Source organism: Pseudomonas sp. MNR3A (assembly GCF_009650575.1).
In the GTDB taxonomy this organism is placed as follows: Bacteria; Pseudomonadota; Gammaproteobacteria; order Pseudomonadales; family Pseudomonadaceae; genus Aquipseudomonas; species Aquipseudomonas machongensis.
The window spans coordinates 80,229-101,084 of sequence record NZ_VZZS01000020.1; the positions used below are offsets into that span (position 1 = coordinate 80,229).

General features: G+C 65.7%; 19 protein-coding genes. 12 read left to right on the forward strand and 7 right to left on the reverse strand.

Translation table 11 applies throughout. The annotated features are described in order from the left end of the window. The first annotated feature begins 105 nt into the window (after positions 1-105). Positions 106-2,877, forward strand: a complete 2,772-nt coding sequence (locus F6X62_RS15765) for a hybrid sensor histidine kinase/response regulator (RefSeq protein WP_153774086.1) — start codon at positions 106-108, stop codon at positions 2,875-2,877. Positions 2,878-2,891: 14 nt separating this feature from the next. Here F6X62_RS15765 and F6X62_RS15770 read toward each other — a convergent pair whose 3' ends face one another. The 7 genes from F6X62_RS15770 to cobG form a co-directional block, all read right to left on the reverse strand. Further along, positions 2,892-3,515 carry a hypothetical protein gene (locus F6X62_RS15770; RefSeq protein ID WP_153774087.1) on the reverse strand — a complete coding sequence of 208 codons (624 nt, stop codon included), beginning with the start codon at positions 3,513-3,515 and terminating at the stop codon, positions 2,892-2,894. Further along, positions 3,508-4,188: a hypothetical protein gene (locus tag F6X62_RS15775; RefSeq protein WP_153774088.1), complete on the reverse strand. Its 681-nt coding sequence runs from the start codon at positions 4,186-4,188 to the stop codon at positions 3,508-3,510. The genes F6X62_RS15770 and F6X62_RS15775 overlap by 8 nt, the downstream gene beginning before the upstream one ends. Before the next feature lie 60 nt (positions 4,189-4,248). Further along, positions 4,249-4,929 carry a hypothetical protein gene (locus tag F6X62_RS15780; protein ID WP_153774089.1) on the reverse strand — a complete coding sequence of 227 codons (681 nt, stop codon included), beginning with the start codon at positions 4,927-4,929 and terminating at the stop codon, positions 4,249-4,251. 92 nt (positions 4,930-5,021) lie between these two features. Next, positions 5,022-6,728 (reverse strand): precorrin-3B C(17)-methyltransferase, encoded by a 1,707-nt coding sequence (gene cobJ / locus F6X62_RS15785; RefSeq protein WP_153774090.1) that lies wholly within the window; start codon positions 6,726-6,728, stop codon positions 5,022-5,024. Further along, positions 6,716-7,450 (reverse strand): precorrin-2 C(20)-methyltransferase, encoded by a 735-nt coding sequence (locus F6X62_RS15790; protein ID WP_172964810.1) that lies wholly within the window; start codon positions 7,448-7,450, stop codon positions 6,716-6,718. The genes cobJ and F6X62_RS15790 overlap by 13 nt, the downstream gene beginning before the upstream one ends. Continuing rightward, positions 7,447-8,073 (reverse strand): precorrin-8X methylmutase, encoded by a 627-nt coding sequence (locus tag F6X62_RS15795; protein ID WP_054894218.1) that lies wholly within the window; start codon positions 8,071-8,073, stop codon positions 7,447-7,449. Before F6X62_RS15795 ends, F6X62_RS15790 begins: the two co-directional genes overlap by 4 nt. Further along, positions 8,066-9,397 (reverse strand): precorrin-3B synthase, encoded by a 1,332-nt coding sequence (gene cobG, locus F6X62_RS15800; protein ID WP_153774091.1) that lies wholly within the window; start codon positions 9,395-9,397, stop codon positions 8,066-8,068. The genes F6X62_RS15795 and cobG overlap by 8 nt, the downstream gene beginning before the upstream one ends. Before the next feature lie 228 nt (positions 9,398-9,625). Between cobG and cbiE the strand changes: the two genes are divergently transcribed. From cbiE to cycA, 11 genes are all read left to right on the forward strand, one after another. Continuing rightward, the gene (gene cbiE / locus F6X62_RS15805; RefSeq protein WP_153774092.1) at positions 9,626-10,837 is read left to right on the forward strand and encodes a precorrin-6y C5,15-methyltransferase (decarboxylating) subunit CbiE; all 1,212 of its coding nucleotides are present in this window, start codon (positions 9,626-9,628) and stop codon (positions 10,835-10,837) included. Beyond that, the gene (locus tag F6X62_RS15810) at positions 10,830-11,924 is read left to right on the forward strand and encodes a cobalt-precorrin-5B (C(1))-methyltransferase (RefSeq protein WP_112899277.1); all 1,095 of its coding nucleotides are present in this window, start codon (positions 10,830-10,832) and stop codon (positions 11,922-11,924) included. Before cbiE ends, F6X62_RS15810 begins: the two co-directional genes overlap by 8 nt. After that, on the forward strand, positions 11,921-12,640 hold the full coding sequence (locus tag F6X62_RS15815) for a cobalt-precorrin-6A reductase (protein WP_153774093.1): 720 nt from the start codon (positions 11,921-11,923) through the stop codon (positions 12,638-12,640). The genes F6X62_RS15810 and F6X62_RS15815 overlap by 4 nt, the downstream gene beginning before the upstream one ends. A gap of 107 nt (positions 12,641-12,747) precedes the next feature. Next, on the forward strand, positions 12,748-13,185 hold the full coding sequence (locus F6X62_RS15820; protein WP_054894581.1) for an NfeD family protein: 438 nt from the start codon (positions 12,748-12,750) through the stop codon (positions 13,183-13,185). 24 nt (positions 13,186-13,209) lie between these two features. Beyond that, entirely contained in the window at positions 13,210-14,064 is an 855-nt protein-coding gene (locus F6X62_RS15825; protein ID WP_153774094.1) for an SPFH domain-containing protein, read from the forward strand. 220 nt (positions 14,065-14,284) lie between these two features. Further along, on the forward strand, positions 14,285-14,671 hold the full coding sequence (locus F6X62_RS15830; RefSeq protein ID WP_054894579.1) for a DUF2946 domain-containing protein: 387 nt from the start codon (positions 14,285-14,287) through the stop codon (positions 14,669-14,671). A gap of 44 nt (positions 14,672-14,715) precedes the next feature. Beyond that, complete coding sequence (locus tag F6X62_RS15835; RefSeq protein ID WP_153774095.1) at positions 14,716-15,198, forward strand: copper chaperone PCu(A)C; 483 nt, start codon at positions 14,716-14,718, stop codon at positions 15,196-15,198. A 19-nt stretch (positions 15,199-15,217) separates the two neighbouring features. Beyond that, positions 15,218-15,655: a DUF2946 domain-containing protein gene (locus F6X62_RS15840; protein WP_153774096.1), complete on the forward strand. Its 438-nt coding sequence runs from the start codon at positions 15,218-15,220 to the stop codon at positions 15,653-15,655. Between the two features lie 67 nt (positions 15,656-15,722). Continuing rightward, on the forward strand, positions 15,723-17,780 hold the full coding sequence (locus tag F6X62_RS15845; protein WP_153774097.1) for a TonB-dependent copper receptor: 2,058 nt from the start codon (positions 15,723-15,725) through the stop codon (positions 17,778-17,780). Between the two features lie 57 nt (positions 17,781-17,837). Continuing rightward, a complete protein-coding gene (locus tag F6X62_RS15850) occupies positions 17,838-19,205 on the forward strand; it encodes a PepSY domain-containing protein (protein ID WP_153774098.1) in 1,368 nt (455 codons plus the stop codon). A 242-nt stretch (positions 19,206-19,447) separates the two neighbouring features. Continuing rightward, positions 19,448-20,854, forward strand: coding sequence for a D-serine/D-alanine/glycine transporter (gene cycA, locus F6X62_RS15855; RefSeq protein ID WP_153774099.1), 1,407 nt, complete (start codon positions 19,448-19,450; stop codon positions 20,852-20,854). Positions 20,855-20,856: the final 2 nt, after the last annotated feature.

Genomic DNA, 20,856 nt, shown 5'->3' on the forward strand with positions numbered 1-20,856 from the left:
GCACGGCCTGCGGCTCGTCGACAGGGCCCCACCGGGGCCTTGCCTTCGGCGCGGCACGCCGCGCATAGTTGTTATCCGGCTTATCAGCCAAGAAAGGATCTCGTCGTGCGTCGGCTTCGGATTGCCACTGCCCTGATCGTCAGCATGCTGACCCTGCTCTGCCTGCTTCCGGCTGCGGCCGAACAAGGCGGCGGGTGGTCTGTGCTGCTCGATGAACAGGCAAGCCTGCAGCTCTCCGACGTACGTTCCGACCGCTACCGCAACCAGTTCAGCCCGCTGCAACTGGACGCGCTGGATGCCGCCCTGCCCGACCAGGCCCTGTGGCTGCACTACCGCCTGGAGCCCGCCGACCAGGAGCGCCTGCTGCGCATCTTCGCCCCCGACCTGTCACGCCTGGACCTCTACGCCCTCGACGGCAGCACGCTGCTGCGCCAGTTGCACCATGGTCGACAGTTGGGCAACGCCAGCCCCACCCTGCGCGGCAGCGACCACGTTCTGCCACTGCCCAACGCCACGCAACCGCTGGACATCTATCTGCGCCTGGTCTCCGAGCACCAGTTGCGCCCGGCGATCTCTCTGGAATCGGCGGCCAGCGCGGCCATCGACCAGCGCCAGCCGCTGCTGTTCGGCCTGCTGTTCGGCGGCCTGGTGATGCTGATCCTGCACAACCTGATTCGCTTCTTCTACACCCGTTCCAGCACAACCCTGGTGCTGGCGCTCTACCACGCGTTGATGCTGCTCAGTGCCTTGATCCTGCTCAACCTCAGCGGCCCGTGGTGGCACCTGTGGCACAGCGCACAAACGCCTGCCGCCTACCTCACGCTGGTCCTGGCCGGGCTTTGCGGGTTGTACTTCACCCAGCGCTTCTTCTCGCCCTGCGGTTCTGCGCGGCTCACCCGCATCCTGCAGGCAGAAATGCTGATTGCCGCGATCAGCGGCTTGCTCCTGCTGTTCATCGACACCCTGCCGCTGAACCTGACCACCTACACCCTGCTTGCCCTCGGCAGCCTGAGCATGCTCCTGGCCAGCGCCTACTACTGGTACAAGGGCTACAACCCCGCCCGCCTGTTCACCTTGGCCATGCTGGTGTTCAACCTCGGTGGCCTGGTCCTGCTGCCGGCGCTGCTCGGCCTGACCCGCACCCCCACCCCCTGGCTGCTGGTCATCCTGATGGGGCTGACCGTGGTCAGCGGCCTGTTGCTGAACCTTGCCGTCAGCGAGCGCCTGCGCAAGATCAACGAGGAGCGCGTGCGCGCCAGCCGTGCCCTCGCCGCCAGCGACGCCGAAATCAACGCCAAGGCCGAATTCCTGGCCAAGATCAGCCACGAGATCCGCACGCCGATGAACGGCGTGCTGGGCATGACCGAGCTGCTGCTGGGCACACCGCTGTCGGTCAAGCAGCGCGACTATGTGCAGACCATCCACAGTGCCGGCAACGAGTTGCTCACGCTGATCAACGAGATCCTCGACATCTCCAAGCTCGAATCACGACAGATCGAGCTGGATGATGTGCAGTTCGATCTCAACGCACTGATCGAAGACTGCCTGAACATCTTCCGGGCCAAGGCCGAACAGCAGAACATCGAGCTGATCAGCTTCACCCAGCCACAGGTGCCACGCGTGATCAGCGGCGACCCGACGCGGTTGCGTCAGGCGCTGTCGAGCCTGCTGGACAATGCCCTGAAGAACACCGACCAAGGCGAAATCCTGCTGGTGGTGGCCCTCGACCAGCGCGGTGACGCTCCGCGCCTGCGTATCGCCGTGCAGGACAGCGGCGAGCCGATGGCCAGCGCCGAGCGCGAGGCTTTGCTGCAGGCCGAGCTGCACAGCCACCACTTCCTCTCCAGCAACAAGCTCGGCGGCCACCTGGGGCTGGTGATCGCCAAGCAGTTGATCGGCCTGATGCACGGCGAATTCGGCATCAAGACCAGCACCAGCCTGGGCAATACGCTATGGCTGACACTGCCGCTCGATCCACTGCGCCTGGAACAGCCGCCCGCCGACCTCGACGGCCCGCTGCGCGATGCTCGGGTGCTGGTAGTGGACGATAACGACACCTGTCGCAAGGTGCTGGTGCAGCAGTGCAGCGCCTGGGGCATGAACGTCAGCGCCGTGCCTTCCGGCAAGGAGGCACTGGCGCTGCTGCGCACCAAGGCACACCTGCGCGACTACTTCGATGCCGTGCTGCTGGACCAGAACATGCCCGGCATGACAGGCATGCAACTGGCAGCCAAGATCAAGGAAGATCCGAGCCTGAACCACGACATCCTGGTGATCATGCTGACCGGCATCAGCAACGCGCCCAGCAAGATCATCGCCCGCAATGCCGGGGTCAAACGCATCCTCGCCAAGCCGGTAGCCGGCTACACGCTCAAGACCACCCTGGCCGAGGAGCTGACCCAGCGCGGCCGCGAGCCGGCGATAATTGCCGCTCTCGGTGGTGCGCCGGCGCCGCTGAACCTGCCTGCCGACTTCCGTATCCTGGTCGCAGAAGACAACAGCATCTCGACCAAGGTGATCCGCGGCATGCTCGGCAAGCTCAACCTCGAGCCCGACACTGCCAGCAATGGCGAAGAGGCGCTGGAGGCGATGCAGGCCACGCGCTACGACCTGGTCCTGATGGATTGCGAGATGCCGATACTCGATGGTTTCTCCGCGACCCAACGCCTGCGTGACTGGGAGGCGGCCAACCAGCGCCAGCGCACCCCGGTGGTAGCGCTGACCGCGCATATTCTCAGCGAACACAAGGAACGCGCGCGCCTGGCCGGCATGGACGGGCACATGGCCAAACCTGTAGAGCTGTCGCAACTGCGCGAACTGATCCAGTTCTGGGCGAACCAGCGCGAAGCGGCCGCCGGCCCTCTCCATACGCCCTGATCGCCCAGCGCCCTTCAAACGTCGTAGTCGTGTATCTGTTTCAGGGATACCTCCACGATCCGTGCTTGAACCTTGGGCAGGTAGCTGTTCTCGAATGCCAGGATGTTGAACCGTACAAGCTCGGCGCGCACGTTCTTCATACCACGCTTGCGGGTGATGAAACCGGCACGCCAGGCATCCTGGGTATCGATCTCGTGATACAGCACCATATCGACCCGGTTCTGCCCGGCAGGGGCACAAGGCAGTAACTGAAAGTGCCCTCGCTCGCGCGCGTGCTTCTCCAGAGTGGCGAGCGTCTGCGGACTGTTGCACAGCCGCTGCAGGGACACCTGCAAATTGCTGGCAAAGCGCTCACCCGCAGTCTTGGCGATCAAGCCCAGGACTTTGTCGACCTCCTCGGCGCGCCCCGCATCCGGCCAGTGGACCTGCTCGGCAGAAACCGCGTCCCAGCCCATGAATTTCAACTGGTTGCGGTAGTAGGCGAACCAATCCTCCACCAGCCCTTCGTCGAAAGCCGTCTGGGTAGCTCGCTCGGCCAACGCCAAGGCCAGCTTCACCTTGTTTTTCTGTACCAGCGACAGCCCCGGCAGGAACGAGACGACTCCCGCACCAATCACAGCAGCATTGGCTTCATTCACGTGGAATCACTCCCAGCGCCAGTCGACGAGGCTTCTCGCGTTCCTTGTCGAGTATCAGGATGTGCAGGTCCGAACGCCGCGCAGCGAAGCGCTGGTTGCTCAGGTTCAGCGACAGTGCCCGTACCGCCAGTTCGCCTTGCAGCTGGGTACGCTGCGCAATGGTGGCCAGTGTCTCCCGAGTGATCGGGTGGTCGCACTGCATCGACACGCTGCACAGGTCGAGAATCGGCCCGGCGCCGAGCAGCCCGAACTCGATGTGCACCTCGCCCTTGTTGGCCTCGTTACGCACGGCGAAACGCAGCAGATGCTCCAGACCCTCGGGCGCGCCCGACAGCACCTGCGACAGCTTCGCCAATGCCATATCGACATCGATCTCGCGCTGCTTCAGCCAGCTCAAGAGGGGCGTATCCTGTCTGGGGGTGGCCTGCGGCGCGAGCGAGATACTGTCGTGCGTGCTGACGAACTTGATCCAGTTCAGTGACGCGAAGGCCTTGCGATAAGCAACCGCCCACTCATTGGGATGATCGAAGCATGAGCCAGCTTGCTTGTCGGCCAGCAACTGGCAGTAATGCAGTGAATCCAGGGCATCCTCGCGCTGCTGTACCTCGATGCCAGGTGGCAAAAGCAGCGCGGTCTGGCCAATCAAAGTCAGCGTGTGGTCTGTATAGGTCATGGCAGGTGTTCCGGTCTGTAGAAACTGAAAAGCGCGGTGCCCGAAGGCCCGCGCCCGTGATCAGATGTCGTACTGCAGAACGTTCTCGACACTGCGCACGCCGAGCTTCTCTTCCACCGTGGCACGCACTTTGTCGTAGACGAAATTGTTCAGCGTCAGCACTGCATGACCGGCGTAGTACTCCGACTTCTCGATCTGGAACTGCACCCCCAGCACATCTTCATCCAGGTTCGGCTCCGTCGCCCGCACGCAGCTCATCACCATGACCACATCGCCTTGCTCGGTTTCCAGGCAAGCCGCCATCCCGACCACGCCCCTGGCCTTGCTCTTTTTCTTGTGGTGGATGATGCGGGTATCGTTTTCGACGTTGGTAAGCTTGTCGAACCCCTTCTTGGCCAGTACGCCCAGCGTAGTGCCGCCCAGCAGTGCACTGCCGGCTGCACCGATGACACGAACGGCCACCGCGCCCAGCGTGACTTTCACCTCCGAAGAGGTCTCCAGTTCGAAACTGCGGTGGGGAGTGGTGAAGCCCAGGTCACGCATCGCGTCGAGGAATTTGTCGTACCAGGCCTTGCCGTTCTCTTCGATATCCAGCGCCTTGTCGGCGACGAGGGTGGCGAAGTGAAACGCATTCTTCACGTCGTGGCGGCTTTGCGCCGTCATGCCCGCACCGCACGCCAGCAAGTTGCCCTCGACCAGCAGGCCGGCGTCGGTGGTGGTGACTTGTTTATCATCGCTCATCTGAAACTCCTTTGGGTTGCCCCTGAACACCAGGGGCGACCACGTTAGCCAGCGCCAGCTCGATCTGGCGGGCTGAAGGAGTTCCAATAAGGTCAATGGTGCGGGGGATACCAGCGTGGGGTATAGACCCACTGCATGCCATCGGGATGCTTGAACACAGTGGTGGTGCTGGAGCCAACCAGCACCATCGTGCGCATATCGACCATCTCCGGCAGCAGCTCCGCCAGAGTGACGACACTCAGTGTCTGCCCCGGTCTGCCGATATCGCGCCCCAGGACGACAGGGGTCTGCCCATCTCGATGACGGCGAACGATCTCCACGGCCTGCCCCAGCTGCCAAGGCCGGGCGCGGGAGATCGGGTTGTAGAAGGCCAGCACCAGGTCGGCCTGTGCCGCCAGGTCCAGGCGCTTCTCGATGATCGACCAGGGCTTGAGGTTGTCCGACAGCGACATCACACAGAAGTCGTGCCCCAACGGTGCACCAGCCTGGGCGGCAGTGGCCAAGGAGGCCGAAACGCCGGGCAGAATCTGCAGGTCGACGCGATGCCAGGCCGCATCGCTCGACTCGTGCAATGCCTCGAGCACCGCAGCCGCCATGGCGAACACGCCAGGATCGCCGGAAGATACCACAACCACCGAGCGCCCTTGCGCCGCGAGCTCGAAGGCGTGCCGCGCACGTTGCATCTCCTCGCGGTTGTCGGTGCAGTGCAGCACTTGATCGGTGCGGAAAGGGCCAGCCATGCGCACATAGGTTTCGTAACCCAGTACATCGTCGGCACGGGCCAGTTCGGCCTTTACTGCCGGCACCATGAATTCGGCGGCTCCCGGGCCCAGGCCGATCACCGCCAGGCGGCCGCGCGCGCGCCCGACCTGCAACGGGTCGATCGGCGACGGCGCCACAGCGATGACCACCCCGCCCTGTTCGATCAGTTGCGCGCCCTCCAGCGCCTGCCCGGCCATCTCGACCAGGCTGCCACCTGCTGGAGCGAATCGCAGGGGCACACCCAGGCTGCGGGCGGCGTCGTGCACAGCGGTCTCGGCCATCGCCTCGTCGCCAGCCAGCAAGCACGCCAGCGATGCGTCGGCGATATTCGCCGCAGCCAGGGCGTCATGCACACGGGCAGGCAGATCGGCCTGCCCGGCCTGAACCGCTACCAACACCGAACGCACATGGATCAGCAACTCGTCGCGGCTGGCAGGACGCGCCTGGCAGCCGACATGAATACTGCGTCGGGCTGCTGCGTCTTCGGGCAGTTGCGCCTGGGCCAGCCAGGGCGCCGCGCCTTCGATGCGCACGCTCTCGCCGGCCAGCAGGTCAGAGACGAAGCGCTTGCCCTGCTCAAGATTCGCCAAAGCGTAGCCTGCCGGCGGATTGAGCAGGCAGGTGCCGAAACGCAGCTCACCGCTGGTGGTGATGGCCGCCGCCACCCCCAGCACCTCGCCGATCTCCCGCGCCATGACATTGACCCCGCTCAGGCCGCCCAACAGCGGCACCACGGCGCTGCCGTCCTCCGCCACCGCCAGCACCGGCGGCTCGGCGCCCTTCTCGCCAAGCAGGGGCGCCAGGGTGCGAATGACGATCCCGGCCGCGCACAGGGCGATGATCGGCGCACCCTCGCGGTACAGGCCGCGCAGGGTGTCGCCGAAGGATTCGTAGCAGTGCTCGACACCTTCGACCCGGCCGCTCAGGCCATGAACCCGCGCCTGTGGATAACGCTGCTGGATCCGCTGGGCGGTGGCCAGGCTGCCAGGGCCGAGAATGACGATGGCCGGTGCCTTGTCGCTGTTCATCCCTGCCATTTTTCACCCGGTACCACGATCAGCGAGAAATACGGCGAAGACTGCGGATCAACCGCGTCCAGCGCGACGATCTTCTGGTTGGCCATGGTTGCGCGCTCCACGTACAACGCGCGACCGTCCAGGCCCAGCTCGGCAAGCACCTCGCGCACCTTGGGGAAGTTGCGCCCAAGCTTCATGATCACTGCGGCGTCGGCATCGGCCAGGCGGCGCTTGAGTTCTTCGTGGGGCAATACACCGGAGAGTACGGTCAGCGTCTGGTTGCGGTAGACCAGCGGCGCACCGAGTACGGACGCCCCGCCGAGCATCGAGCACACGCCCGGGATTACCTCGGCCTCGTAGCGCTGGGCCAGGCGATCGTGCAGGTACATGTAGGAGCCGTAGAAGAACGGATCGCCTTCGCAGATCACCGCCACATCACGACCGGCGTCCAGGTGTTCGGCCACCTGCACGCTGGCTTCGTCGTAGAAGTCGCTGATCACCTGCTCGTACGACAGCGGTGCCGGCAGCACCTCGGTGGTGACCGGATACACCAGCGGCAGCAGGGTCTGCTGCGCCTGCAGGTGCGCCTCGATGATACCGAAGGCATTGCCGCGCTTGCCCTTGGCCACGAAATACGCCACTACCGGCGCCTCGCGCAGCAGGCGCAGGGCCTTGACCGTGATCAGTTCCGGGTCGCCAGGGCCAACCCCCAGGCCGAGCAGACGTCCACGAGGCTGCATCATTCCACCTCCGTGGCGAGCGCATTGACAGCAGCGGCGGCCATGGCGCTACCACCCAGGCGCCCCTGCATGATGACGAACGGCACACCACGGCTGTCGGCGGCCAGCATCGCCTTGGACTCGGCAGCGCCGACGAAGCCTACCGGGAAGCCCAGGATCAACGCAGGCTTGGGCGCACCGGCGTCGAGCATTTCCAGCAAGTAGAACAGCGCGGTCGGGGCATTGCCGATCACCACCACGCTGCCCTCCAGATGCGGGCGCCACAGCTCGAGGGCCACCGCCGAGCGGGTGTTGCCGGCGTCCTTGGCCAGGCCCGGCACGCTGGGATCACGCAGGGTGCAGATGACCGGGTTGTCGGCCGGCAGACGCGCGCGGGTGATACCTTCGGCAACCATGTGCGCGTCGCAGAGAATCGGTGCGCCCTTGGCCAGGGCCTGGCGCCCCGCCGTTCCGGCACCTTCGGAAAACTGCAGGCCGTCGATGGCCTCGACCATGCCGCAGGCGTGGATCACCCGCACCGCGAGCTTTTCCAGATCGGCCGGAATCCGCTCCAGGCGGGCCTCCTCGCGAATGATGCGGAAGGAATTGCGATAGATCTCCTGACCATCGCGGATGTAGTCAATCATCAAGGTGCTCCGTCGGCAGGTCGAGCATGGCGCCTGCTTCTTCTGGGGTAAGGTCGGATGCGCGCAGTCGGCCGAAACCCGGCAGGCGTGCATCGCGAAAATAAAGGTCATAACGGCCCGGGGCGCGGGCCAGCAGGGTGGCCGGGGCGACATGGGCCACGGCACAGGAACGCGGGCAGCCCGACAGGTGCACACTGGCCGGGGCGCCATGGTGCAGCAGGCCGGCAATCACCTGCGCATCGGCCTTGGTGTCGGACTGGCCCTTGGCGCAACCACTGGAACCGGTGCAAGCGCTGATGCGTGCAAGTGGCTGCAAGACGTCGTTGATCATGCCCAGCGCCTTTGTCTCGGCTTGGGCCTGCGCGAGCAGCAATGGATCGAAGTTCGGCAGCACCAGACTCTGCCAGGGCGTGAGCCGCAGGCTGTCATCTCCGGCCTCGCGCGCAAGCCTGGCCAGGCCGCGCAGCATGGCGGGCGTCAAGCGCCCCAGCGGCGGCGCCACGCCGAACGCACTGCCCTCACGCTGGGCCAACACACCGAGCCAGCGCGGTGTGGCAGGCACACGCCGCCATTGACGCACAGCGCTGTCGCGACGAATCGGCAGGCCCAGCCCTTCGACGAAATCCTGCACGGGGCAAGTCTGCAGCAACTGGCGCATCCGTGTCTGCTCGGGCGTGGCCAGGTCGAGGAAGCGCTCCAGCACCGCCTGCACCAATACCATCCCCTGCTCCAGCGGGACGGCGCCAAGGGTTGCGCCATCGCCCGGGCAGCCCGCCAGCCCGAAGGCCAGCCACACCTGCCGGTCAAGCAACAGCGCCGACAGCCACAGGTCATGGGGGTGCGCGAGCATCGCCAGGGACTCCCCCGCATCGAGCTGCACGGCGAACTTGGCCGACAGTTCATGCAGACGCGGGGTGGTTTCCAGCAGGTGCAGGATCTGCCCGGCCAGGGGCCGAATGTCGATCAGCATCGCCGGATCGACACCGGCCAACGGGCTGAGCATCAGGTTGCGGACATCGTCACCGGCCGCCTCGCGCGGGCCGAGGCCGGCATCGAGCAGGTGCCCGACCAGCGCCAGGTGGTGGTCGCCGATACCGCGTATCTGCAAGTTGGCGCGGTTGGTTGCCTCGATCACCCCGCCGGCGAAGCGCTCGGCAGCCTCGGCCACCGCCTCGGCCTGCTCGGCCAGCAGCAGGCCGCCGGGGAGTTTGATCCGGCAAATGCCGCCATCACGCGCCGCGACGATGCGCCACAACCCCGGGCAAGCCGAGGGGCGGGGCGAAACGGCGGGTGTGTGGGGTGGCTTCAAGGGGGATTCCGGCAATCGTGAAGGCGCGCTTCAGTGTAGAAGGCGCGGTATTATGCCTGCTTTGTCCGGCGGCATGAAAAGCCGATGGTCGAGCAATGCATCAGGACCGTGTCGTCCTTTTCGCGGGCAAGCCCGCTCCCACAGGTATCCTGCAGGTCCGGATAGCTATGGGAACGGCGGTTCGCCGCTGCGACTTGCCTGCGAAAAGGGCGACACGACTCCCAACACGACGGAAATGATCAGATGACCCCCTGGCTGACAGTAGTAGGCATCGGCGAAGACGGCTTCAGCGGCCTGGGCAAGCAGGCCCGGCGCGCGCTGCTGTCTGCTGCACGTATCTTCGGCAGCCCGCGCCAACTGGCCCTGTTGCCGCGCTGCGTGGTCGGTGAGCGCCTGGCCTGGCCCAACCCGTTCTCCCTCGCCCCTGTGCTGGCCCTGCACGGCGAGCCCGTGTGCGTGCTGGCCAGCGGCGACCCGATGTTCTACGGCGTTGGCGCAAGCCTCGCGCGCCAGGTCCCGGCCAAACAGATGCAGGTGCTGTCGATGCCCTCCTCCTGCGCCCTGGCCGCCGCCCGTCTGGGCTGGCCGTTGCAGGAGGTGCAGGTGGTGTCGGTGGTCGCGCGGCCGCTGGCGGCGCTCAATGCCCAACTCTACAGCGGTGTGCGCCTGCTGGTGCTGAGCAATGACGGCGACAGCCCTGCGGCCATTGCGCAGTTGTTGCGTGAACGCGGCTACGGGCCGAGCCGGATGCAGGTGTTCGAACACTTGGGCGGCCCCGATGAGAAGCGCCTGAGCGGCAGTGCAGAGGACTGGCCACACGCCCAGGTCGCAGCACTGAACCTGGTCGCCATCGAATGCCAGGCCGCGCCGGACAGCCCGCGCCTGTCGCCCATCAGCGGCCTGCCCGACAGCGCCTTTCGCCACGACGGCCAGTTGACCAAACGCGACGTGCGCGCCATCACCCTGGCACGCCTGGCACCACAGCCCGGCGAACTGCTGTGGGATGTCGGCGCCGGCTGTGGCTCGATCGGTATCGAATGGATGCGCGCCCACCCCAGCTGCCGCGCACTGGCCATCGAGGCCGACGAAGGTCGCCAGGCGTTCATCGAATACAACCGCGACCAGCTCGGCGTTCCTGGCCTGCAGTTGATTCGCGGCAAGGCGCCACAAGCCCTGGCCGATCTCGAACGCCCCGATGCCATTTTCATCGGCGGCGGCGTCACCGGCGAAGGCGTACTGCCCTTGTGCTGGGAGCGTCTGCGCCCTGGAGGGCGGCTGGTAGCCAATGCCGTGACCCTGCAAAGCGAACTGGCCCTGGCGCATTTTCGTGAGCAGCATGGCGGCGAACTGACCCGCATCCACGTGGCCCAGGCCCAGGCCCTGGGCAGTTTCGATACCTGGCGCCAGGCCTTGCCGATCACGCTGCTCGAGGTGGTGAAACCCCTCGATGCGTGAAGAAACCCGCGAACAGCCCGCGCCACTTCGCAGCGGCCTGACCACCGGCAGCTGTGCCACCGCCACCAGCCTGGCGGCAGCACAGTTGCTGCTCACCGGCCAGTCCACCGACGCCGTGCAGATCACCCTGCCCAAGGGCAAGCAGGTGCAGATGCGCCTGGAATTCTGCCGCCGAGACGGCGAGCGCGCCGAGGCCGGCACCGTGAAAGACGCAGGCGACGATCCCGACGTGACCCACGGTGCCCTGCTCTACAGCCAGGTGCGCCTGATCGACGAGCCGGGCGTGCGCTTCGTCGCCGGCCAAGGCGTGGGCACGGTGACACGTCCCGGCCTGGTCCTGGCGGTCGGGGAACCTGCCATCAACCCGGTGCCGCGGCGGATGATCAGCGAGCACCTGCAGCGACTGGCAGGCGAGTGCGCCTACGCGGGCGGATTCGAGGTGACGGTGAACGTGCAGGGCGGCGCGGAGCTTGCGCTCAAGACCATGAACCCGCGGCTGGGCATTCTCGGCGGGCTGTCGATCCTCGGCACCAGCGGCATCGTCCGGCCGTTTTCCTGCTCTGCCTACATCGCCTCGATCCACCAGGGCATCGACGTTGCCCACACCAACGGCTACACCCACATCGCCGCCTGCACCGGCAATGCCAGCGAAGACACCATGCGCCGGGTCTACGGGCTGCCGGAAATCGCCCTGATCGAGATGGGCGACTTCGTCGGCGCGGTGCTCAAGCACCTGCGCAAGGTGCCGGTGCCACGCCTGACGCTGTGCGGCGGTTTCGGCAAGATCAGCAAGCTTGCCGCGGGCCACATGGACCTGCACAGCCGTCATTCGAGCATCGACCTGCCGCAACTCGCAGGTTGGGCAGCCGATATCGGCGCAGACGCCGCCCTGCAGGCGGCGATCATCGGCGCCAACACCAGCCAGCAGGCATTGGCTCTCGCCCATGCCGCCGGTATCGCCCTGGGCGACGCCGTCTGCGCCCACGCCCTGGCATTCGCCCGCAGCGTGGTGCCTGCACAGGTGCAGGTCGAGGTCTTCGCCATCGACCGCCAGGGCGGTGTCGTCGGCAAGGCGGGTGTGCAATGAGCGGCCGTATCTTGTTGCTGGGCGGCGTCACCGAGGCGCTGGCCATCGCCCGGTTGCTGGGGCCGGAGCATGTCTACAGCCTCGCCGGTATCGGCCGTATCCCACAGGACCTGGCCTGCCAGGTGCGGGTGGGCGGTTACGGCGGGGCCGACGGCCTGGCCGACTACCTCCGGCGCGAACGGATCGAGCTGCTGATCGACGCCACCCACCCCTATGCCGCACAGATCAGCGCCAATGCCGCACAGGCGGCGGAGGCGGCGGGCATTCCCTGCTGGGCCTTGCGCCGCCCCGCCTGGCAGCCACAGCCAGGTGACGACTGGCGCGAAGTCGAGGGCTGGGATGCGTTGATCGACGCATTGGCGCCTTTCAAGCGCCCGTTATTCACCCTGGGGCGCGAGCCGCTGCAACATCTAGAAGACATTCCGGCCCACCAGTTCTGGACCTTGCGTGCCCTGGAAGCCTGCCCGGGCAATGAGCGTTGCGAGGTGATCGGCGCACGAGGGCCGTTCCACCTCGAGGATGAACGAGCGCTGTTCGAGCGGCGCCAGATCGATGTGCTGGTGAGCAAGAACAGTGGCAGCGCCGCGACCGAGCCAAAGCTTGAAGTTGCACGCGAGCGTGGGGTGCCGGTGCTGGTGTTGAAGCGGCCGGAGCTGCCGGAGGTGGATCGGCTGTTCGGATCGGTGGCGCAGTTGCGCGAAGCCTTGTCGATATGAGCAGCGCAGCCCCGGCAGTTTCCGACGCCGCCATCCTCCACTGCCAATAGTCTTCCCGCGCCCCCTGCCGTAAACTTCAAGCCCCCTCACCGCAAGGCCCTGCCCATATGGAAATGCAATGGTGGATCTGGCTCGTCTTCGGCATCGCCCTGGTCCTGCTCGAACTGGTCCTGCCTACGTTCTTCATTCTCTGGTTCGGCATCGGCGCCATCCTGGTGTCGCTGATCGCCCTGGCCGCCCCAGCCCTGCAACTGGACATGCAGGTGCTGCTGTGGGTGGCATTCTCCTCCCTCACCACCCTGCTGTGGTTCAAGCTGTTCCGGCGCAAGAAGCCGGACGTACGCTGGACTGCCGACAGTGTGATCGGTGAAGTCGGCCTGCTGACCGCCAGCGTGTCGCAGTTCCAGAAAGGCCGGGTGCGCTTCCAGAAGCCCATCCTCGGCAACGAGGAATGGACCTGCGTCGCCGACAGCGACATCCCTGCCGGCGAGCGCGTTCGCCTGGCTGCCATCGAAGGCAACACCGCGCGGGTTACCCGCCCCTGAATCCGTACTGAAAGGAAGCTTGCAATGACCAGCCTCATCGTCGTCGGCGCCATCGCCCTGTTCGTTCTGATCACCCTGTTCAAGGGGGTGCGCATCGTGCCCCAGGGCGAGGAATGGATCGTCGAGCGTCTGGGCCGCTACCACAGCACCCTCAAGCCCGGCCTGAACATCCTGGTGCCGTACATGGATGTGGTCGCCTACCGCCTGCCGACCAAGGACATCATCCTCGACGTGCAGCAACAGGAAATCATCACCCGCGACAACGCGGTGATCGTCGCCAACGCCCTGTGCTTCGCCAAGGTGGTCGACCCGCAGAAGGCCTCCTACGGCGTGCAGAACTTCTCCTTCGCCGTCACCAGCCTGACCATGACCTCGCTGCGTGCCATCGTCGGAGCCATGGACCTCGACGAGGCGTTGTCGAGCCGCGAGCAGATCAAGGCGCGCCTGCGCGAGGCGATGTCCGAACAGACCGAAGACTGGGGCGTGACCGTACGCTCGGTGGAGATCCAGGACATCAAGCCTTCGGAAAACATGCAGAAGGCCATGGAGCGCCAGGCCGCAGCCGAGCGTGAACGAAAGGCCGACGTGACCCGCGCCGAGGGCGCCAAGCAGGCCGCCATTCTCGAAGCCGAGGCTCGCCTGCAAGCGGCACGGCTGGACGCCGAGGCGCAGATCAGCCTCGCCGAGGCTTCGGCCCGGGCGATCAGCCTGGTGCGTGAAGCGGTGGGCAATGAAACCACCCCGGCCATGTACCTGCTGGGTGAGCGCTACATAGGCGCGATGGAGAACCTGGCCGGCAGCGACAATTCGAAAGTCGTAGTGTTGCCAGCGGACCTGCAGGAGACCGTGCGCGGGTTGCTGGGGCGCGGCAAGGCCTGATACCGGCGGTGACTGCTTCGCGGGCAAGCCCGCTCCCACAAATCCCGAGAACACCGCTGAACCTGTGGGAGCGGCGGTTCGGCGCCCCGACTTGCCCGCGAAGAACACAATACCGATTTCAAGCGCTGCGCACCGACAACTGCGGCACTTCACCGCACCCCCGCATTTTTACCTATACTCCGCCGTACAATAGCCACCTGATTCCTGACCGGATCTCTCCATGCCCCCACGTCGGCACATCGCCTGGATAGCCTGCCTTGCAGTGCTGTTCAACCTGCTGGCCATGCCGCTGTCTTCTGCCGCGCCCAAGGGCCCGGCCGAACAGCTGCTGTGGGGTGCCTTCTGCTCGACTGGCGCGGGCAAGGCCAAGCTCGATGTCCAGGCCCTGGCCAAGATCGACCTGGGCCAACAGGACGACCACTCCAACATGCAGCACTGCTGGTGCTGCTCGGGTGCCTCGCCTGTGCTCGCCCTGGCCAGCCACGCACCGCAACTGCACAGCCCGCTGCAACTGCGCTTCGGTCAGGCACCACCACTCGCCACGCACCAGCCCACGCCGCGCCAGCTCTGGCCGGCGCTCAATCCGCGAGCCTCTCCGTTGGCCTGAGTTCAAGACGCTGTTCATGAACCTGTACAGACCGGAGACTCACCATGCTCAAGCAAGCCCTCACCCTGGCCACCCTGCTGCTGCCCAGCGCCTTCGCCAATGCCCACGAATACAGTGTCGGCGACCTGCATATCGCCCACCCCTGGTCGCTGGAACTGCCACCGAACGCACCCAATGTCGCGGCGTATTTCATCGTTCACAACAACGGCAAGGTCGATGACCGTCTGTTGAGTGTCGAAAGCCCCGTCAGCGACGACGCCCAGTTGCACGAACACGTCAAGACCGCTGCCGGCGCCATGAAGATGCAGCAGGTACAAAGTGTGGTCGTGCCTGCAGGCAAGGACCTGACCTTCGCCCCCAGCGCCTATCACGTGATGCTGATGCAACCCAAGGACCGCAGCCTGCTCACTGACGGCAAGCGCTTCCCGCTCACCCTGCACTTCGAGAAAGCCGGCGACATCACCGTCGACGTCGCCGTGCAGAAGCAGCCGCCCGCCGACCAGGCAGGACACGAACACGCGCACTGACCGCTGACAGGCGCTCGTCATGAGCTTGCCGCGCAACAGCACAGCCCGCAGCACCCGCCCTGATCGCAGGCGCGTCGGTGGCGGCTGGCTGAGCCTGTTCGCCATGTGGATGATTTTCATCGGCCCGCTGGTTTCCCAGTCGATGCCGATGGATCACCACGCCGGCATGAACATGAGCATGGCCATGGACATGCCCATGGCCGCTGGGCACCAGCATGCCGGGCAAGACCACCACGGTCACGGCAACGACGGCCAGCTACACGCCGATTGGGAGAAATGCGGCTACTGCAGTTTGCTGTTCAACTGCCCCGCCCTGCCCCAGACCCTCAGCCCACTCAGCCTCGCCAGCACCATCCCGACCACCCTCTCCACCTGCCCGACCCGCCAGGGCCATGCCCTGCAAGCGGTGTTTCCCGGTGCCCGCAGCCGCGCCCCACCTCCATCGATCAACGTCTGACCACCCCGTTTCACGCCCGAAGCCAGGAGGCTTCGCGCTTACTCATGACTGATCGACTGGAATCATTATGTCCGGCTGCACCCCTGTTTCTGCCCTGTCCCGCCATGGGACCCTCGCCATGCTCTGCGGCTCGCTGCTGAGCCCGCTGGCGCTCGCCGTCGAGCCTGGCCACGAAGGCCATGACGCCCCGGAGCTGAGCCCGACGGTGATCACCGCCATCGCGCCCAGCTCGCCGCTGACCGTGGTCACCAACCCCAAGGACCCCCGTCAACCGGTGCCAGCCAGCGACGGCGCCGACTACCTCAAGACCATCCCCGGCTTCTCCGCCATCCGCTCCGGCGGCACCAACGGCGACCCGGTGCTGCGCGGCATGTTCGGCTCGCGCCTGAACATCCTCACCAACGGCGGCGTGATGCTCGGCGCCTGCCCAAACCGCATGGACGCCCCGACCTCGTACATCTCGCCGGAAACCTACGACCGCCTGACCGTGATCAAAGGTCCGCAAAGCGTGATCTGGGGCCCCGGCGGCTCGGCTGGCACCATCCTCTTCGAGCGCGAGCCGGAGAAATTCGGCACCCTCGGCAGCCGGGTCAACGCCAGCCTGCTCGCGGGCTCCAACGGCCGCTTCGACAAGGTGCTCGACGCCGCCGCCGGCAACAACCAGGCCTATGCGCGCTTCGTCGGCAACCAGTCGCGTTCGGACGACTACAAGGACGGCAACGGCGATACCGTGCCTTCGCGCTGGGACAAATGGAACGGCGACGTGACCCTCGGCTGGACCCCGGATACCGACACCCTGCTCGAACTCACCGCCGGCAAGGGCGATGGCGAAGCGCGCTACGCCGGACGCGGCATGGACGGCTCGCAGTTCAAGCGCGAAAGCCTGGGTCTGCGCTTTGAAAAGTCCAACCTCGGCGAGGTGCTCGACAAGGTCGAGGCGCAGGTCTACTACAACTATGCCGACCACGTGATGGACAACTACAGCCTGCGCACGCCCTCGGGCAGCGGCATGATGGGCATGCCCATGGTCAGCAACGTCGATCGGCGCACCCTCGGCGCACGTATCAAGGCGACCTGGCGCTGGGCCGACGTACAGTTGATCAGCGGCATCGACGCGCAGACCAACGAACACCGCAAACGCGGCGGCATGGGCGTCGATGCGCACAAGGGCCAGCCCTGGACCAAGGACGCCGGCTTCCATAACTACGGCGTGTTCAGCGAGCTGACCTGGTACGCCACCGGCGAGGATCGGCTGATCAGCGGCGCGCGCCTGGACCGCGCCTCGGCCCGCGACTTCCGCCAGGCCAGTGCGACCAATGGCGATACCCGCGCCGATACCCTGCCCAGCGGCTTCATCCGTTACGAGCATGACTTGGCGGCGATTTCCGCTACCAGCTACATCGGCCTGGGCCACGCCCAGCGCTTCCCCGACTACTGGGAGCTGTTCTCGCCAACCAACGGCCCGCGGGGCTCGGTCAACGCCTTCGACAGCATCAAGCCAGAGAAGACCACCCAGCTCGACTTCGGCATCCAGTACCAGGACGAACGCCTGCAAGCCTGGGCCTCCGGCTACGTCGGACAGATCCGCGACTACATCCTGTTCGACTACCGCAGCATGATGGGCATGAGCAGCACCCAGGCGCAGAACATCGACGCCCGCATCATGGGCGGCGAGCTGGGCGCGGCGTACAAGCTCGACGATAACTGGAAAGCCGATGCGACGCTGGCCTACGCCTGGGGCAAGAACAGCAGCGACGGCAAGGCCCTGCCGCAGATGCCTCCGCTGGAAAGCCGCCTCGGCCTGACCTACAGCCGCGATGCCTGGAGCGTCGGTGCGCTGTGGCGCCTGGTCGCGGCGCAGAACCGCATCGCCCAGAACCAGGGCAACGTGGTGGGCAAGGACTACGAGAAGAGCGGCGGTTTCGGCGTGTTCTCGCTCAACGGTGCCTACAAGGTCAACAACAACCTCAAGCTCAGCGCGGGCGTCGACAACCTGTTCGACAAGGCCTACGCCGAGCACTTGAACCTGGCCGGGAACGCCGGGTTCGGCTACCCGGCGGCAGACCCGCAGCCGGTCAACGAGCCGGGCAGGACCTTCTGGACCAAGGTCGATTTCAGCTTCTGACAATAACAACCGGGGCGCGGGCCTGACCGCGCCCCACCTGGTCGAACGGGAGGCTCCATGAGCAAACCAAAGCAATCCTTCTACAACCTGGCCTGGCGCTGGCATTTCTATGCCGGGCTGTTCGTCGCGCCCTTCATGATCCTGCTGGCGATCACCGGGATCATCTACCTGTTCAAGCCGCAGCTCGACCCGTGGATGTACCGCGAGCTGATGGTGGTCGAGGCCGGACCGCAGCGCCAGAGCGCCGACACGCTGCTGGCCCAGGTGCGCCAGGCTTATCCACAGGGCCATGTCGGCCAGTACCTGCCACCGCTGGACGCCGAGCGCAGCGCGCAGTTTGTGGTGCATGATGGCGGCCGCGAACTGAACGTGTTCGTCGACCCGTACAACGCCAAGGTGCTGGGCGCGCAGGACGGCAAGCAGAACCTGCAGGCAATCGCCCGCGCCCTGCATGGCGAGCTGATGGTCGGCACTGTCGGCGATCGGCTGGTGGAGCTCGCCGCAGGCTGGGGCATCGTGCTGGTGGTGTCCGGGCTTTATCTGTGGTGGCCACGTGGCCGCAACAGCCGTGGCGTACTGTGGCCACGCCTGTCGGCACGCGGTCGCGTGCTGTGGCGCGACCTGCATGCGGTCAGTGGCTTCTGGGGTTCGGCGCTGCTGTTGCTGATGCTGCTCAGCGGCATGACTTGGACCGGGCTGTGGGGCAAGCAATACGCCGACCTGTGGAACCGTTTCCCAGCGGCGATGTGGAACGACGTACCGAAATCCGACCAGCAGGCCGGCGCGCTGAACAGCGCCCATCGCCAGACCGTGCCCTGGGCCCTGGAGAACACGCCGATGCCGGTGTCCGGCGCGCATGCCGAGCACATGGGCCATCACGACATGCACAGCACACCGGCCGCGCCGCAGATCACCCTGCAGCAGGTCGAGGATCTGGCCAACGCCCGCGGCGTGGCGCCGGGCTACAGCATCACCTCGCCGAGCACCGCTGAAGGCGTGTTCACCATCGCGGTGTTCGCCGATGATCCGCGCAACGACGCCACCCTGCATGTCGACCAGTACACCGGCAAGGTCCTGGCCGACGTGCGTTGGCACGACTACAGCCCGGTAGCCCGCGCCACCGAGCTTGGGGTGATGCTGCACGAGGGCAAGATGTTCGGGCCGCTCAACCAGATCGTCATCCTGCTGGTGTGCCTGATGATCCTGCTGGGCTCGGTGAGCGGGTTGGTGATGTGGTGGAAGCGCCGCCCGTCCGGTGGGCTTGGCGTACCGCCGCTGCGGCATGACCTGCCGCGCTGGAAGACAGCGGTGACGGTGATGCTGGTGCTGGGTGTCGTGTTCCCGCTGGTTGGGGTGTCGATGGTAGTGATGTGGGTGGTCGACAGCCTGGTGGTACGGCGCGGGCGGATCGCAGTGCAGGCCTGAATCGCGTCGACCTTTTCGCGGGCAAGCCCGCTCCCACAGGTACAGCGCTGAACCCCGAGTCAGCGCTGTACCTGTGGGAGCGGGCTTGCCCGCGAAAAGGGCATCCGTTGATTTCGGTCATTCAAGAATCGCCACTGCACCGCCAAGATCGTGGCGATCTGTCACGCCCGCACCTTTGCAGTGCGTGTTAGCCTAACCGGCTTTCGCTCAAAAGAAGACTGACCCTCAATGGAATGCAGCCTATGACCCGGACCTCATCCCCCCAGGCAGATGACCAGCATCTGCAGCGCAACCTGACCAACCGCCACATCCAGCTCATCGCCATCGGTGGCGCCATCGGCACCGGCCTGTTCATGGGCTCGGGCAAGACCATCAGCCTCGCCGGCCCGTCGATCATCTTCGTCTACATGATCATCGGCTTCATGCTGTTCTTCGTCATGCGTGCCATGGGCGAGCTGTTGCTGTCGAACCTCAACTACAAGTCGTTCATCGATTTCTCCGCCGACCTGCTCGGCCCCTGGGCCGGCTACTTCACTGGCTGGACCTACTGGTTCTGCTGGGTCGTCACCGGCATCGCCGACGTGGTGGCGATCGCAGCCTATACACAGTTCTGGTTCCCCGACCTGCCGCAGTGGATACCGGCGCTGACCTGCGTGGCGGTGCTGCTGTCGCTGAACCTGGTCACGGTGAAACTGTTCGGCGAGATGGAGTTCTGGTTCGCCCTGATCAAGATCGTCGCCATCCTCGGCCTGGTCGCCACCGGCCTGTACATGGTCATCACCGGCTTCCAGTCGCCGAGCGGCCACACGGCCAGCGTGGCCAACCTGTGGAATGACGGCGGCATGTTCCCCAATGGCCTGTTCGGCTTCTTCGCCGGTTTCCAGATCGCGGTATTCGCCTTCGTCGGCATCGAGCTGGTAGGCACCACCGCCGCCGAAGCGAAGAACCCCGAGCGCACTCTGCCACGGGCGATCAACTCGATCCCGATCCGCATCATCGTGTTCTATGTGCTGGCGTTGATCGCGATCATGGCGGTTACACCATGGCGCGACGTGGTCCCGGGCAAGAGCCCGTTCGTCGAACTGTTCGTGCTGGCCGGCCTGCCGGCAGCGGCAAGCATCATCAACTTCGTGGTGCTGACCTCGGCCGCTTCGTCGGCCAACAGCGGCGTGTTCTCCACCAGCCGCATGCTCTACGGCCTGGCCCAGGAAGGCGATGCACCGAAGGCCTTCGAAAAGCTCTCGCGGCGCGCCGTGCCGGCCAACGGCCTGTACTTCTCCTGCCTGTGCCTGCTGCTCGGCGCGGTGCTGATCTACCTGGTGCCGAACGTGATCGAAGCCTTCACCCTGGTGACCACGGTGTCGGCGGTGCTGTTCATGTTCGTCTGGACGCTGATCCTGCTGTCGTACCTGAGCTACCGCAAGCAGCGCGCTGCGCTGCACGAGAAGTCGATCTACAAGATGCCTGGCGGGCGCTTCATGTGCTACGTGTGCCTGGTGTTCTTCGCCGGCATTCTGGTGCTGCTGAGCCTGGAGGCCGACACCCGTTCGGCGCTGGTGGTCACGCCGATCTGGTTCCTGATCCTGGCGGTCACTTACCAGTTCGTGCGCAGCAAGCGCCAGCCGCGGGCGGTGATGCGCGACCACTGATC